The 14,321-nt window shown below is 42.2% G+C and carries 17 protein-coding genes; all 17 read left to right on the forward strand.

Translation table 11 applies throughout. From position 1 onward, the window contains the following. The first annotated feature begins 21 nt into the window (after positions 1 to 21). The 17 genes from spoIIM (at position 22) to ACGTN9_RS04680 (ending at position 14,224) form a co-directional block, all read left to right on the forward strand. On the forward strand, positions 22 to 660 hold the full coding sequence (gene spoIIM / locus ACGTN9_RS04600; RefSeq protein WP_499590980.1) for a stage II sporulation protein M: 639 nt from the start codon (positions 22 to 24) through the stop codon (positions 658 to 660). Positions 661 to 777: 117 nt separating this feature from the next. Further along, positions 778 to 1,230 (forward strand): ferric iron uptake transcriptional regulator, encoded by a 453-nt coding sequence (gene fur / locus ACGTN9_RS04605; protein WP_028783110.1) that lies wholly within the window; start codon positions 778 to 780, stop codon positions 1,228 to 1,230. Between the two features lie 269 nt (positions 1,231 to 1,499). Next, the gene (locus ACGTN9_RS04610) at positions 1,500 to 1,718 is read left to right on the forward strand and encodes a DUF4227 family protein (RefSeq protein ID WP_499590983.1); all 219 of its coding nucleotides are present in this window, start codon (positions 1,500 to 1,502) and stop codon (positions 1,716 to 1,718) included. Between the two features lie 6 nt (positions 1,719 to 1,724). Further along, a complete protein-coding gene (xerD, locus tag ACGTN9_RS04615; RefSeq protein WP_499590985.1) occupies positions 1,725 to 2,615 on the forward strand; it encodes a site-specific tyrosine recombinase XerD in 891 nt (296 codons plus the stop codon). Between the two features lie 99 nt (positions 2,616 to 2,714). After that, positions 2,715 to 3,893, forward strand: a complete 1,179-nt coding sequence (deoB, locus tag ACGTN9_RS04620; protein WP_499590987.1) for a phosphopentomutase — start codon at positions 2,715 to 2,717, stop codon at positions 3,891 to 3,893. A 14-nt stretch (positions 3,894 to 3,907) separates the two neighbouring features. Next, complete coding sequence (locus ACGTN9_RS04625) at positions 3,908 to 4,732, forward strand: purine-nucleoside phosphorylase (protein WP_499590989.1); 825 nt, start codon at positions 3,908 to 3,910, stop codon at positions 4,730 to 4,732. A 19-nt stretch (positions 4,733 to 4,751) separates the two neighbouring features. Beyond that, positions 4,752 to 6,053 (forward strand): pyrimidine-nucleoside phosphorylase, encoded by a 1,302-nt coding sequence (locus ACGTN9_RS04630; RefSeq protein ID WP_499590991.1) that lies wholly within the window; start codon positions 4,752 to 4,754, stop codon positions 6,051 to 6,053. 824 nt (positions 6,054 to 6,877) lie between these two features. Beyond that, complete coding sequence (locus ACGTN9_RS04635) at positions 6,878 to 8,041, forward strand: D-alanyl-D-alanine carboxypeptidase family protein (RefSeq protein WP_499590993.1); 1,164 nt, start codon at positions 6,878 to 6,880, stop codon at positions 8,039 to 8,041. 118 nt (positions 8,042 to 8,159) lie between these two features. Beyond that, positions 8,160 to 8,513: an anti-sigma F factor antagonist gene (gene spoIIAA, locus ACGTN9_RS04640; protein ID WP_499590995.1), complete on the forward strand. Its 354-nt coding sequence runs from the start codon at positions 8,160 to 8,162 to the stop codon at positions 8,511 to 8,513. Next, positions 8,510 to 8,950, forward strand: a complete 441-nt coding sequence (spoIIAB, locus tag ACGTN9_RS04645) for an anti-sigma F factor (protein WP_499590997.1) — start codon at positions 8,510 to 8,512, stop codon at positions 8,948 to 8,950. Before spoIIAA ends, spoIIAB begins: the two co-directional genes overlap by 4 nt. Before the next feature lie 9 nt (positions 8,951 to 8,959). Beyond that, on the forward strand, positions 8,960 to 9,712 hold the full coding sequence (gene sigF, locus ACGTN9_RS04650; RefSeq protein WP_499590999.1) for an RNA polymerase sporulation sigma factor SigF: 753 nt from the start codon (positions 8,960 to 8,962) through the stop codon (positions 9,710 to 9,712). Positions 9,713 to 9,839: 127 nt separating this feature from the next. Beyond that, positions 9,840 to 10,463 carry a stage V sporulation protein AA gene (locus ACGTN9_RS04655; RefSeq protein WP_499591001.1) on the forward strand — a complete coding sequence of 208 codons (624 nt, stop codon included), beginning with the start codon at positions 9,840 to 9,842 and terminating at the stop codon, positions 10,461 to 10,463. Next, a complete protein-coding gene (locus ACGTN9_RS04660; RefSeq protein ID WP_499591003.1) occupies positions 10,444 to 10,860 on the forward strand; it encodes a stage V sporulation protein AB in 417 nt (138 codons plus the stop codon). Before ACGTN9_RS04655 ends, ACGTN9_RS04660 begins: the two co-directional genes overlap by 20 nt. Positions 10,861 to 10,877: 17 nt before the next feature. Beyond that, the gene (gene spoVAC / locus ACGTN9_RS04665) at positions 10,878 to 11,333 is read left to right on the forward strand and encodes a stage V sporulation protein AC (RefSeq protein WP_499591005.1); all 456 of its coding nucleotides are present in this window, start codon (positions 10,878 to 10,880) and stop codon (positions 11,331 to 11,333) included. Positions 11,334 to 11,344: 11 nt separating this feature from the next. Beyond that, a complete protein-coding gene (gene spoVAD, locus ACGTN9_RS04670) occupies positions 11,345 to 12,358 on the forward strand; it encodes a stage V sporulation protein AD (protein WP_499591007.1) in 1,014 nt (337 codons plus the stop codon). Then, entirely contained in the window at positions 12,358 to 12,708 is a 351-nt protein-coding gene (spoVAE, locus tag ACGTN9_RS04675) for a stage V sporulation protein AE (RefSeq protein ID WP_499591009.1), read from the forward strand. The genes spoVAD and spoVAE overlap by 1 nt, the downstream gene beginning before the upstream one ends. Before the next feature lie 49 nt (positions 12,709 to 12,757). Continuing rightward, positions 12,758 to 14,224 carry a spore germination protein gene (locus tag ACGTN9_RS04680; protein ID WP_499591011.1) on the forward strand — a complete coding sequence of 489 codons (1,467 nt, stop codon included), beginning with the start codon at positions 12,758 to 12,760 and terminating at the stop codon, positions 14,222 to 14,224. Positions 14,225 to 14,321 lie beyond the last annotated feature (97 nt).

A 14,321-nucleotide genomic window follows, 5' to 3' on the forward strand; every position in this document is an offset into this window, starting at 1 on the left:
TGAGAAGGGGTGGAGGAAAGCATGTACGCACAGCAACGGGTTTTGAAAAATCATTTTAGCAGTTATATGAATATTTATATTTTCATCTCCGTGCTATTCTTAATCGGAATCATATTTGGGGCAGTTATCGTAAATAGTATGAATTTCATTCAAAAACAGGACCTTTATTTCTATTTGAATCAATTTTTTCAGCAGATGATCAATACCGATGTTGTTTCAAAGCCCACGCTGTTTTGGGATAGTTTAGCTTACCACTTGAAATATATGCTATTGATTTTTATACTGGGTATTTCTGTGATCGGTATGCCGGTCATTACGGTTTTATTATTCATTAAAGGTCTCGTCGTGGGTTTTTCCGTCGGCTTTTTAGTTAACCAGATGGGCTGGTATGGATTGTTGATTTCTTCCGTTTCAATTGCCCCACAAAATTTGCTGATCATCCCTATTTATTTGATAGCAGGTGCATTAGCGATGATTTTTTCGATTACTTTATTCAGGCAATTGTTTTCCAAGCGGGTCCACCAGCCGATTATGACTATTTTTCTTCAATATGGAATTCTGTTTGCCATTTTAATCGCATGTCTGGTCATTGCATCTTTTATTGAAGCTTTTCTTTCCAATCAAACATTAGAGTGGGTAGTGAAATGGCTTTATAAATAGTGATTGTCAATATCAGATTGGAATAATTATTGAAAGCAGATTGTAATGATTGTAATTTGACACCTGTTCCTTCTCTGCTTATAATTAAAATGGAATTGCGAGGGAGGGGGACGCTACATGGAGCATCGTATCGAAAGAATAAAAAAACAGTTACATTCACAAAGTTACAAGTTGACCCCGCAGCGGGAAGCGACGGTACGAGTATTGCTGGAGAATGAAGAGGATCACTTAAGTGCAGAAGATGTTTACCTCCTCGTCAAAGAGAAGGCGCCAGAAATCGGCCTCGCTACGGTGTACCGGACCTTAGAATTATTATCTGAGTTAAAAATTGTCGATAAAATAAATTTCGGCGACGGGGTATCCCGTTATGACTTAAGAAAAGAAGGTGCCGAACATTTTCATCACCACCTCGTATGTATTGAGTGCGGTGCAGTGGAAGAAATAGAAGAAGATCTTCTTGGCGATGTTGAAAAATTAGTTGAAAATCAATGGGGCTTTCAAGTGAAAGATCACCGCCTGACCTTTCATGGTATTTGCCGCGTCTGTCAAAAAGAAACGGTTAAATCCTGACTGGATGTAGCCTGATAATTTTATAGCATGAAGAATAGTGAATGCGGAAGGACGTGTTCACTTTTTTGTTGCTTTTTTCGCCCGTTTATATGTACATAGTATGGTAGTATGGAAGTGTGAAAAATAGCTGGTTTTTGCTTTTAGCCTGGTCTTCTTTACATTCTATTATATTTATTGTAGTTTTAAAGTAGATTAGAATCTTTGTTTTATGTATATTTTCCTAGAGGGATGGCATACCTTGTTAATGAGATTGACAAGGGGGCGTAGTGATGAAACACGTATGGTCGTTCTTCAAGGATACGTTGAAGGTTCTTATTGTATTTGTCCTCTGTACTTCCTTTTTTTATATGGCATTACGAATGGTCCACCTGGAATATGAGCGTATGCATCGTTATGATGAGCCGAAGGGCGCGGCTGTAAAGGTATTCAATCAGGAAGATATCAGTTGGCCAGAACGATTATCGATTTTTTTTCAATTGGGAGAGTAGAGACGTATGCTGAAGCATGCACTGGATGATTTTTTCCACTATTTAACTGTGGAACGGGGATTATCGGAAAATACAATCAAATCCTACCAGCGTGATTTAAGACAATATGCTGATTTTTTGGATAGCCAATTGTCTATCAAAGCCTGGGATGATGTGATGAGAACGCACATCATGAAATATATGTACCATTTGAATGATGAAGGTCGTTCTTCTGCAACAGTAGCGCGACTCTTGTCCTCTGTCAGGCTTTTTCATCAATTTCTGGTTAGAGAAAAGGTGAGTGACCATGACCCGAGTCTACATATCGAGACCCCCAAGAAAGAACGGAGACTGCCGAAGGTGCTTTCCACAGAGGAAGTGGACAAGTTATTGAACCTGCAAGGAGGAGACCCACTCACTTTACGTAACCGGGCGATGCTTGAGATGCTTTATGCCACCGGCTTACGTGTTTCTGAGCTGATGTCTTTGAAGGTCACTGATCTTCATCTTACAATGGGATTTGTAAGATGTTTCGGCAAGGGGTCTAAGGAACGGATCATTCCGCTTGGAGATATGGCTAAGGAAGCGGTAGAAGATTATTTAAGTAAATCGAGACCGGGCTTAGTCAAGAAAAAACAGACGGAAGAGTTATTCGTCAATCATCATGGAAATCCATTATCCAGACAGGGTTTTTGGAAGATATTGAAAGCGGTTGCCCGTGAGGTAGGCATTCAAAAAGCGATTACTCCTCATACGCTGCGCCATTCGTTCGCTACTCATTTATTAGAAAATGGTGCAGATCTACGAGCGGTGCAGGAAATGCTCGGGCATGCGGATATTTCAACAACGCAGATTTATACACATGTAAGTAAAACACGTTTGAAAGATGTTTATCGCTCGTACCATCCACGGGCATAAACTCTTTTTTACAAAAATAGTTGTCTGACATCCTACATCTCTATTTTTTGTGTAATGTTGGTAAGGATAAGGAATGTAATTTACAGGAGGGAATTAATAATGAATGATTTCAAGCGAGTATTCTTAATAGTAATGGATTCTGTCGGTATCGGTGAGGCTCCGGATGCGGCTAAGTTCAATGATAAAGGTGCAGACACTCTTGGTCATATTGCTGAGCACATGGGTGGTCTTAAGATGCCGAATATGGGCGAGCTCGGTTTGAGCAATATCCGCAACATTATGGGGATTGAGGAAGCAAAGGCTCCCAAAGCACATTATACTACCATGCAGGAAGCCTCGAATGGCAAAGATACCATGACTGGTCACTGGGAAATCATGGGTTTGTATATTGATAAACCGTTCCGTACGTTTCCGGATGGCTTTCCGGATGAGCTGTTGCATGAATTAGTACAACGCACCGGGCGTAAAGTCATCGGTAATAAGCCTGCTTCCGGCACAGAAATCCTGAAAGAATTAGGCGAAGAGCATATGGAAACAGGTGCATTGATCGTATATACATCGGCTGATTCCGTTTTGCAAATTGCTGCTCATGAAGAGGTTGTGCCTCTGGAAGAATTATATGAAATTTGTGAAATCGCCAGGGAACTTACGCTTGATGAAAAATATATGGTCGGCCGCGTAATAGCCCGTCCGTTCGTCGGAAAACCAGGTGCATTCGAGCGCACACCTAACCGCCATGACTATGCCCTTAAGCCGTTTGGGCGTACAGTGATGAATGAAATGAAAGATGAAGGTCTGGATGTCATCGCTTTAGGTAAGATTTCCGATATTTATGATGGTGAAGGTGTTACAGAAGCAATCCGTACCACGGACAACATGGACGGCATGGATCAGCTGGTAGCTTCTATGGATAAGGATTTCCGAGGACTCAACTTCTTGAACCTGGTGGATTTTGATGCGAAGTTCGGCCACCGTCGTGATCCTCAGGGGTATGGCGAGGCTCTGGAAGCCTTCGATGCCCGACTTCCGCAGGTGTTAGAGAAACTGAAAGAGGATGACCTGCTCTTAATTACAGCTGACCACGGAAACGACCCGATTCATCACGGTACAGATCATACGCGTGAATTGGTGCCACTGCTTGCTTACCATAAAGGAATCGAGCAAGGGAAGCAGTTGGATCAACGTAAAACGTTTGCGGACATCGGAGCAACTGTTTCGGACAACTTCAAAATCAAGATGCCAGATTATGGACAAAGCTTTTTGAAAGAAATTAAGTGATGGAGGGTGAAAGCATGAATATCGAACAAATCAAAGAATCAGCTTCATTTATTTCAAATAAACTATCTCAGCAGCCAACAGTTGGTTTGATCCTGGGGTCAGGGCTTGGAGTGTTAGCGGACGAAATCAAGGACCCTGTTATCATCCCCTATGGAGAGATCCCTCATTTTCCGGAATCGACTGTTTCCGGTCATAAAGGTCAATTGGTGATCGGCGAACTGGAAGGACGTCAGGTCATCGCCATGCAAGGGCGCTTTCATTATTATGAAGGGTACAGCATGCAACAGGTGACGTTCCCGGTCAGAGTGATGAAGCAGCTTGGAATCGAAACAATGTTTGTTACCAATGCGGCAGGTGGCGTAAACGAAGATTTCGACCCAGGTGATTTAATGATAATAACCGATCATATCAACAACATGGGAGACAGCCCTTTAATCGGTAAGAATGATGAAGAAATGGGACCCAGGTTCCCTGATATGTCCCAGGCATATAATAAAGAGTTGATTCAAACCGCACAAAAATGCGCAGATAATCTTGGGTTGAAAGTCCGTAATGGTGTGTACGTCGGGAATACCGGACCTGCTTATGAAACATCAGCCGAAGTAAAGATGCTCCGTACTCTTGGTGGGGATGCGGTAGGTATGTCTACCGTTCCGGAAGTAATCGTGGCAAGCCATTCCGGCATCAAAGTCCTTGGTATCTCCTGTATTTCCAATATGGCCGCAGGAATTTTAAATCAGCCATTGACGCATGACGAAGTAATTGAAACGACAGCACAAGTACGGGAAGATTTTCTTGGATTTGTGAAAGAAATTCTAAAGTCTATGCCTGCATCATAAAAGGGGAAGGGTGATCGTAATGAGAATGGTTGATGTAATTCAGAAAAAACGTAATGGTATGGAGCTTAATGAGGAAGAAATCAAGTTTTTTGTTGAGGGTTATACAAAAGGTGAGATTCCAGATTACCAAGCCTCTGCTTTGACTATGGCTATCTATTTCAAAGGTATGACTGAAAATGAGACAGCAACCTTGACGCAGGCAATGGTAGATTCCGGAGAGACAATCGACTTGTCAGGCATCGAAGGACACATTGTCGATAAGCACTCAACCGGCGGGGTGGGCGATAAAGTCACCTTTATCGTAGGGCCGTTGGTGGCTTCTGCAGGTGTTCCAGTTGCCAAAATGTCAGGCCGTGGGCTTGGGCATACAGGCGGCACACTGGATAAACTCGAGGCGATTGAAGACTTTCATATCGAAATGACGAAAGAAGAGTTTGTCAATAACGTCAATACTCATAAACTTGCTGTTGCCGGACAGACAGGTAACTTGGCTCCAGCTGATAAAAAACTATATGCCCTACGTGACGTCACAGCTACAGTGGATTCTATTCCATTGATTGCCGGTTCTATTATGAGTAAGAAGCTCGCCTCTGGTGCTGATAGTATTGTACTGGATGTCAAAACAGGTACTGGAGCATTCATGAAGACCCTTGAAGACTCAGAAGCACTTGCCAGAGAGATGGTTAATATCGGTAAAAACCTCGGCAGAAACACAGTCGCTGTCATAAGTGATATGAACCAGCCGCTCGGTTTTGAAGTGGGGAATGCTAACGAAATAAAAGAAGCAGCGGAAATTCTGCAAGGCAAAAACGTAGAAGACCTTCGTAAACTTTCCTTAGAAATCGCTTCTCATATGACGGTGCTTGCCGAGGTTTTCTCAAGTTATGAGGAAGCATATGCAGAGCTTGAAAAGAATTTGGAGAATGGAAAAGCGTTTGAAGCATTCCGTAACTTTATTGCTGCTCAGGGCGGGAATATAGACATGATCAATGACTTGGATAAATTACCACAGTCCAAATATAAAGTAGAGGTAACCGCCGATCAGGATGGATATGTATCAGCCATTGATGCAGAATCTATCGGTGTAGCTGCTATGTATCTTGGAGCTGGACGTGCAACGAAAGAGGACGAAATAAACCATGCGGTCGGTATTACATTAAAGAAAAAAATTGGGGATGAAGTAAAAGCCGGGGAACCGTTGGTGATTTTGAACAGTGATGAAGAAAACCCTGAAGACTCGATCATGAAAGTGAAAGAAGCATATTCGATTACAAAAGAAAAAGTGACAGCACCTACTTTAATTCATAAAGTAATCAACTAGTCTCCACCCTACAGGGGGTTGTCCCATAGGTCTTAAAAAGACTTACTGGGGCAGCCCCTTTGTGATTATTATTGAGAGTTTCATCCTTTCCTTGTTCATAGGCTCCTTTAAACGTCGTTGTTGATTTTTCATAACAGGCTTCTTCAACTAGTGGGCCGTTTCATGGAACACTCGATTTCGAGATGTTTATCTGAATAAGGGTCCGGTGGGGAACGACTCCCTTTCCGCGGGCATGCGCTGAGCCTCCTCAGACTTCGTCTTTCGGGGTCTCACCTGTCATTTTCATCCCGCAGGAGTCTCGCCGTTCCCCTCGGACCTTGCCATAGGGAATTCTCAAAATCACACTTGTGTAAACAGCCCTAAGATAATTTTGAAAGAAGACGTTGCACCATTTATATCCTTTATAAATGCCTCAAGATGAAGATTGCAGCTCCACATAAGAAGGGTCCGTTTAGTACAAAACTGGCTGGATGGGAAGGGAAACGAGGAGACTCCCGCGGGAGAAGGGGTTAGGCGAGATTCCACAGGGCTTTAGCCCGAGGAAGAGGCCCCCCGCAGGAAAGCGAATCGTTTCACGAACCATCCCATTCCTCTCATGGTAACGGACCCCACTATCTCAAAACTGAGTCTTAAGGAAAAGGGAGCTTTAATTGTAAAGCCAACACTGAGATATAACAGGGCCTTTTCATAAGTATTCTAGAATTTAACATAGCTATGGTTTACATAATAAATATATCGTCTATTTAATAATTTTCTTAGTGTTTCGTAATAAAACGGTAGATTGTTGGAAAATATAACTATAACTATGAATGGAGGGAAAGTGAATGAAAAAAATAGCCATTTATTTCACTGTTTTCATGCTTGTAAGTACATTAAGTCTCCCTGTAACCTATGGGCAAGAGTCCAATCAAATAGAACTGGCTGAAGGGGCAAAATCGGCAGTTTTAATGGAGAATAGCAGTGGAACAATTTTATTTGATAAGAACGCACATGAAAAGTTACCCCCCGCCAGTATGACAAAGATCATGACCTTACTACTGATCATGGAAGCTTTAGATAATAAAATCATCAAGTTGGATGAGACCATCAGGGTAAGTGAGCGTGCTGCTTCTATGGGTGGATCTCAAATATTTCTTGAGGCTGGGGAAGAAATGAAGGTAGAAGACCTGCTGAAGGGTGTAGCTGTTGCTTCGGGTAATGACGCAAGCGTGGCTTTAGCAGAAAGAATTGCTGGAAGTGAGGAAGCATTCGTCAAAAAAATGAATGAAAAAGCGAAAAAGCTTGGTTTAAAGAACACTAACTTTAAAAATACGACTGGTCTTCCTGAAGAAGACCATTATAGCACGGCTCACGATATGGCAGTTATGGCTAAAAAGTTATTACAGTATGAAGAGATAACGAATTACACCAGTATTTATGAAGACTATTTACGAAAAGGTCAAGAAAATGAATTCTGGCTTGTGAATACTAATAAATTGGTCAAGCACTATAAAGGCGTTGATGGTTTGAAAACAGGTTATACCAACGAAGCTAAATACTGTTTGACGGCTACAGCCGAAAAGAATGGGATGCGAATGATTGCGGTTGTGATGGGAGCGAAGACCCCAAAAGAACGAAATGCAAATATTGCTAAGATGCTTGACTTTGCTTACAGCCAGTTTGAAACAGAACAATTATATGATAAAGGTCACAAAATGAGCACCTTGCATTTAGCGAGAGCCAATCAACCAGAGTTAAATGTGGTAACGAAAACTCCTGTTACTTTGCTGAAACGTAAAGGACAAAAGCTGGATAATTTAGCAACGTCCATGGAATATGACAAGAATATTCAGCTGCCAATTGAGGAAGGCAGTCAATTAGGGACAGTAAAGGTTAAGCAGGGAGGTAAAGTGCTTACGGAAGTTCCATTAGTAGCTGAAAAGAGCGTGAAACAGGGCAACGTATGGCAACTATTTAAACGAACCTTAGGCAACATGGCACACCGTTGATAATACTGTCATTTTATTAAAAGATTTAGCGTATCCTCACTAGTTTTGTCACCTTGCAGGAAAAAGAGGATGCAAAACAGAAAGACTCACTAACGCAAAGAAAGAGGAGGTAAACATAGTGAGTCTTAATGTCGATTTTGCCCGCAAAGAAGATGTCCTTCTTGTAAGATTAGTCGGTGAACTGGATCACCATGAAGCAGAAAATTTGAAGAAAGAATGGAAGTCGATTCTTAATCAGCACCAGGTACGTCATGTCATTTTAAATTTAGAAGGATTGTCTTTTATGGACAGTTCAGGCCTTGGTGTGATTTTAGGAAGATACAAAGAAATCAACGCTTTAGGAGGAGAAATGGTGATTTGTTCGATTTCTCCAGAAGTCAAACGGCTCTTCGATTTATCAGGGATGTTCAAAATCATGAAGCTTGTCGATAATGAAGAATTCGCTTTAGAGATGTTGGGGGTGGCTTCATGAAAAATAGTATGAATCTGGAGTTTTTAAGCGTCAGTCAAAATGAATCGTTTGCCCGGGTGACTGTAGCTGCCTTTGTAAGTCAGCTTGATCCGACAATGGAAGAATTGACAGAAATCAAGACGGTCGTGTCCGAAGCAGTGACCAATGCCATCATACACGGATATCATGAACGTCCAGACGGAAAGATTTATATTTCATGTACACTTAATGATGGAGAAATGGAACTGATGATTCAAGACTATGGTGAAGGTATAGCAGACATTGACGAAGCCAGAGAGCCTCTGTTCACTTCAAAACCTGAACTGGAGCGGTCTGGAATGGGTTTTACGATTATGGAAAACTTCATGGACAAAGTCGATGTCATTTCCAGCCCTGAGGAAGGCACGACTGTCCGCCTGATCAAACATATGACTACAAATAAAGCGTACTGTAATTAGGGGCCCGCGATGAATGTGGATGTGAGTCAAAAACAGAAGCGGTTGAAGGACGAAGATGTCAGGGCCCTGATTGCCAAGAGTCAAGAAGGTGATCAGGAAGCAAGGGATATGTTAGTGGAAAGGAACGTACGGTTGGTTTGGTCAGTTGTCCAACGGTATATCCATCGTGGTTATGATCAGGAAGATCTGTTCCAAATTGGCTGTATTGGGTTATTGAAGTCGGTCGATAAATTCGACTTGAACTATGATGTGAAATTTTCTACTTACGCTGTGCCAATGATTATTGGAGAGATTCAGCGCTTTATCCGGGATGATGGCAGTGTAAAAGTTAGCCGGTCGTTAAAAGAAATGAATAATAAAATCCGCCGAAAAAAAGAAGAATTGACGAAAGAACTGGGTAGATCACCTACCATTGATGAAATGGCGAAAGCGCTGGATATGTCTTCAGAAGAAGTTGTACTGGCAGAAGAAGCCGGGCGTGCTCCCCAGTCCATTCACGAAACTGTTTATGAAAATGACGGAGATCCTATTACATTGCTGGACCAAATGGCTGAAGACGATACCAAGTGGTTCGATAAGATGATGCTTCAGGATGTCATCCGCAAGCTTGATAAAAGGGAACGGCTGATCATTTATTTAAGGTATTTTAAAGATAAGACCCAAACGGAAGTAGCGGAACGATTGGGAATATCACAAGTTCAAGTCTCCAGGCTGGAAAAGAAAATACTGAAGGAGATTAAAGAGCAAATGGAACCTGATTAATCTCCACTTTGGACGCATTGTACCTGATGCGTCTTTTTATATGCCTTCAGCTGGAGAGCAGGTGCATGTTTTTTTGCTTAACATCCATACTAAGAAGCAAAGGCGTGGAAGAAAAAGGGTGGTGTCTATGTCAAACATTGTATATGTTCGACTGAGAAAAAAAGTGGATATGACAAGCTATCGGCCTGTTTTTTTGAAAGACATCGCTTATCTTGCTTGTTCTCTGCCCCTTAAACAAAAATTAGAAACCATCCCACTGCATTATATTACAAACAAAGACAAAAACATCATTGTTATCGATGGTGTTTTAGTGATAGAAAAAATGGCAGAACTATTACCTGAAATCGAAGTCCAATTAATAGGGCCAGCGCAAACCATCATTACTATCACAACGAAGAGGAGAAAGCCGGCTATTTGGATGGTTGCCGGTATATGGTTATTATTATTCGTCGGTGCGGCTATGGCAATTATGAATTTTCATTATGATGTAAGCATGGAAGCCGTACAACAAAAGCTCCATTTTATGTTGACCGGAGAAGAAGTGAAACATCCTTTTTGGATTCAGATTCCTTATTCCATCGGTCTTGGTCTGGGTATGATTCTTTTTTTTAACCATATTTTTAATAAAAAAATCAATGAAGAACCAAGTCCACTGGATGTAGAAGTTTTTAAGTACCAACAAAGCATGGATGATTATGTAACGATCAATGAAAACAAGGTGGAAAAAAAAGATGATCCACATTCTAGTTGAAGTCTTTATTGGTTTGGCGGCGGGACTTGCTGTCGGGACGGGTTTTGTCGCTTTTCTGACCGTACTGGGCATTATTCCCAGATTGATGCAATTGAGTCGTTCGACAAACAGAATACGAATATACGAAACGGCTGTGATTCTGGGGACGTTGGCAGGCATCTATCTCTCGTTTGGTGATGAAGCAATCCTGCTTCCTGATCTGATTATAGCTGTTTGGGGGTTACTGCACGGTGTCTTTATCGGCATGCTGGCAGCTGCGCTGACAGAAGTTTTGAACGTCTTCCCATTACTGACGAAACGAATCGGGATGGAGGGGCAGCTGCTATTATTGATGATGGCTATTGTACTTGGGAAAATTTCCGGATCACTATTTCATTGGATCATTTTTGTTAGATGAATGTGGGAGGTAAGACGATGAGCGATAAGTTTGTCCAAAATCAATATAATAAGACAATTAAAAATTACCAGCCTAAGCCGAATTATTTTTTAAACTGTTTGAAAGCGTTCGTAATTGGCGGGTTAATTTGTGTGATTGGTGAGGCTTTGACTGACTTTTATGTGAATGTATTCGACTTTTCAGAAAAGGAAGCGGTCAATCCCACTGTTACAACATTAATATTGGCTTCCGCTTTGCTGACTGGATTTGGCGTCTATGACAAACTCGGGCAATTTGCGGGAGCAGGGTCGGCAGTACCTGTAACAGGTTTTGCAAACTCTATTACTTCTGCTGCACTTGAGCACAAGAGTGAAGGATTGGTTTTGGGAGTTGCCACCAACTTATTCAAGCTTGCAGGTTCCGTCATCGTCTTTGGAGTGGTGGCCGCTTATGTACTCGGAATGCTCAGATATGCTTGGCAACATTTCTTCTAGGAGGATCAATCATGGCTAAAATGGGACAGCAATCTTGGTTATACAACAATGCTATTTATATTAATGCATCAGGAACAGCTGTGGGTCCGCTGGAAGCTGACGGTCCCTTGTCTTCTTTTTTTGATCAAACGTATGACGAACTGCATTGCAACCAGGATAATTGGGAGTTGGCTGAGCGTCAATTGATGAAGGATGCGATCCATGCCTGTCTGCAAAAGGCAGGAAAAGATCATTCAGAGATGGATTTGTTCCTTGCTGGTGATTTGCTTAATCAAAATGTGACTGCTAACTATGTAGCGAAAGAGCTTGGAATACCTTTTTTATGTATGTTTGGCGCCTGTTCGACTTCTATGGAAACGTTAGCCACTGGAGCATCGTTGATTGATGGAGGTTTCGCAGAACAGATAATCGCAGCTGTAAGTTCTCACAATGCCACGGCAGAAAGACAGTTCCGTTATCCCACGGAATATGGTGGTCAAAAGCCGAAAACTGCAACCTTCACCGTTACCGGCAGCGGTGCAGCTCTGCTTTCAAAAAGAAAATCAAACATTCGGATTGAGTCAGCCACCATCGGCCGTGTAATGGACTATGGCACGAAAGATCCTTTTGACATGGGGTCTGCGATGGCACCAGCAGCGTATGACACAATCAAAGCACACTTTCAGGATATGGGACGCTCTCCGAAAGATTACGACTTGATTGCTACTGGCGATTTATCCGCAGTAGGCACTCCTATCGTCCGGGATATGCTGAAGGAAGATGGTTTTGATGTCGAAGAAGTGCATAACGACTGCGGTCTCATGATCTATCATAGTGATCAGCCCGTTTTTAGTGGGGGAAGTGGGTGTGCATGTTCCGCTGTTGTGACTTATGGAAAATTACTGAATGATCTGGCATCCGGCCGTTATAAAAAAATATTGGTAGTGGCAACTGGAGCATTGATGAGCCCTACCATGGTCCAGCAGAAAGAATCCATCCCGGCCATCGCTCACGGAGTCGTCCTGGTCCGAGAGGAGGATGTCTGATGGATTACCTTTGGGCTTTTCTTGTCGGTGGAGGGATATGTGTTATTGGTCAATTATTGTTCGATGTAGCAAAACTTACACCAGCGCATGTTATGTCTTCATTTGTCGTGGCGGGAGCTGTGCTGGACGTTTTTGATTTGTATGATAATTTGATTGCGTTTGCGGGTGCTGGTGCGACAGTGCCGATCACAAGCTTTGGGCATTCGTTATTGCACGGGGCGATGGAACAGACGAAAGAGCATGGTTTTATCGGGATTGCTACAGGGATTTTCCAGCTCACCTCAGCCGGTATCGCTTCGGCAATTTTGTTCGGCTTTTTAGTCGCTGTCTTTTTCAAACCAAAGGGGTAAAAAAATAGGGTAATAAGTGTTCAGGGATAGAGAAAGGAGAGCGAGCGTAATGGCAAAACAGAAGGAAACGAACGTGATGACGCGTCTTCATGATGTGGAAAAATTCATGGATGAACAAGTGGGTATCGAGGAATCATTTGATGTCGGATTCCGTCAGTTTCCGATTTTAGGAAGAAAGCTGAATATGTATTATGTCACTGGGCTGGTAGATACAGATTACATCATTGAATTGATGAAAGAGTTAATGGAATGGGAAGAAGAGCAGTCGAGGACGAAAAAAGTGTTCGAAGGAATTTATGAACATCTTGTACACCAGCAGGTAGAAATTGTGGAATCCATGGAAGAGTGTATCACACAGCTGCTTTCTGGATTAGCGGTGATTTTTGTTGATGGGGAAAAAAAGGCGTTTATTATAGATGTAAGGTCTTATCCCGGACGTTCTCCCGAAGAACCTGATACGGAGAAGGTCGTTCGTGGTTCAAGGGATGGTTATACGGAAAATATTATTGAAAATACTGCATTGACCCGAAGGAGAATCAGGGATGGTCGTTTACGCCATGAAATAATCAAATCAGGCACCAGGTCCAAAACGGATATATGTATATCCTATCTAAAAGATGTAGCTGATCCAGGGTTAGTGAAGCTGGTTAAAGAAGAAGTGAAGAATATTGAAATTGACGGACTATCCATGGCTGATAAATCGGTGGAAGAATATATCGTGAAACAAGGACGAAACCCTTTTCCTATGGTACGATATACCGAACGGCCCGATGTTGCCTCCAGCCACTTATTCGAGGGGCATGTATTAATCATGGTAGATACAACGCCTAGTATGATTATCACACCTACCACTTATTTCCACCATGTCCAGCATGCGGAAGAATATCGCCAATCCCCGGTAGTCGGGACTTTTATCAGATGGATAAGATTTATAGGTATCTTTGCATCGATATTTTTATTGCCATTCTGGTTATTGATGGTGATGGAGCCCTCTTTACTTCCTGAAGCTCTGGCTTTCGTCGGTCCCAATGAAGAGAGCAGTATACCAGTGGTCATTCAAATTTTGTTAGCAGATATCGGAATTGAATTCTTAAGGGTAGCTGCCATTCATACTCCTACACCATTATCAACAGCAATGGGTTTGATTGCAGCTGTATTAATCGGACAGATAGCTATCGATGTGGGGATGTTTATCCCGGAAGTTATTCTCTATGTGTCTGTAGCAGCGATTGGCACATTTGCCACTCCTAGTTACGAATTGAGTGTAGCTAATAAAATGAGCCGGATGGTGCTGGTACTATTGACTGCCTTTTTCGGTGTGAAAGGTTTTGTCATCGGTTTTACATTATATACCCTTATTCTTGCTAGAACCAAATCATTGAATACTCCTTATCTCTGGCCGCTCATCCCGTTCAATGCACAGGCCTTGAAGCAGATCCTATTCCGTTTGTCTGTGCCTTTGGCAAAAGTACGCCCGAGCATCGTACATCCACAAAATAATAAACGGCAGCCTTAAATTGTTATTTGCCGGTTTTAAAACCATATGATAAATTTAATATAATTTAGAAAAGAATGTCTTCTCAATACTAAACAGGCATTCTTTTTTATTGGTT

This window comes from Halobacillus sp. B23F22_5 (assembly GCF_043497085.1).
In the GTDB taxonomy this organism is placed as follows: Bacteria; Bacillota; Bacilli; order Bacillales; family Halobacillaceae; genus Thalassobacillus.

What these genes read in the sequence shown, in the direction of transcription:
- xerD (WP_499590985.1), top strand. Translation starts at nt 1,725, where the DNA reads ATGCTGAAGCATGCACTGGATGATTTTTTCCACTATTTAACTGTGGAA.
- spoIIM (WP_499590980.1), top strand. Translation starts at nt 22, where the DNA reads ATGTACGCACAGCAACGGGTTTTGAAAAATCATTTTAGCAGTTATATG.
- ACGTN9_RS04630 (WP_499590991.1), top strand. Translation starts at nt 4,752, where the DNA reads ATGAGAATGGTTGATGTAATTCAGAAAAAACGTAATGGTATGGAGCTT.
- sigF (WP_499590999.1), top strand. Translation starts at nt 8,960, where the DNA reads ATGAATGTGGATGTGAGTCAAAAACAGAAGCGGTTGAAGGACGAAGAT.
- spoVAE (WP_499591009.1), top strand. Translation starts at nt 12,358, where the DNA reads ATGGATTACCTTTGGGCTTTTCTTGTCGGTGGAGGGATATGTGTTATT.
- ACGTN9_RS04610 (WP_499590983.1), top strand. Translation starts at nt 1,500, where the DNA reads ATGAAACACGTATGGTCGTTCTTCAAGGATACGTTGAAGGTTCTTATT.
- spoVAC (WP_499591005.1), top strand. Translation starts at nt 10,878, where the DNA reads ATGAGCGATAAGTTTGTCCAAAATCAATATAATAAGACAATTAAAAAT.
- ACGTN9_RS04635 (WP_499590993.1), top strand. Translation starts at nt 6,878, where the DNA reads ATGAAAAAAATAGCCATTTATTTCACTGTTTTCATGCTTGTAAGTACA.
- spoVAD (WP_499591007.1), top strand. Translation starts at nt 11,345, where the DNA reads ATGGCTAAAATGGGACAGCAATCTTGGTTATACAACAATGCTATTTAT.
- spoIIAB (WP_499590997.1), top strand. Translation starts at nt 8,510, where the DNA reads ATGAAAAATAGTATGAATCTGGAGTTTTTAAGCGTCAGTCAAAATGAA.
- fur (WP_028783110.1), top strand. Translation starts at nt 778, where the DNA reads ATGGAGCATCGTATCGAAAGAATAAAAAAACAGTTACATTCACAAAGT.
- ACGTN9_RS04655 (WP_499591001.1), top strand. Translation starts at nt 9,840, where the DNA reads ATGTCAAACATTGTATATGTTCGACTGAGAAAAAAAGTGGATATGACA.
- ACGTN9_RS04625 (WP_499590989.1), top strand. Translation starts at nt 3,908, where the DNA reads ATGAATATCGAACAAATCAAAGAATCAGCTTCATTTATTTCAAATAAA.
- ACGTN9_RS04660 (WP_499591003.1), top strand. Translation starts at nt 10,444, where the DNA reads ATGATCCACATTCTAGTTGAAGTCTTTATTGGTTTGGCGGCGGGACTT.
- deoB (WP_499590987.1), top strand. Translation starts at nt 2,715, where the DNA reads ATGAATGATTTCAAGCGAGTATTCTTAATAGTAATGGATTCTGTCGGT.
- ACGTN9_RS04680 (WP_499591011.1), top strand. Translation starts at nt 12,758, where the DNA reads ATGGCAAAACAGAAGGAAACGAACGTGATGACGCGTCTTCATGATGTG.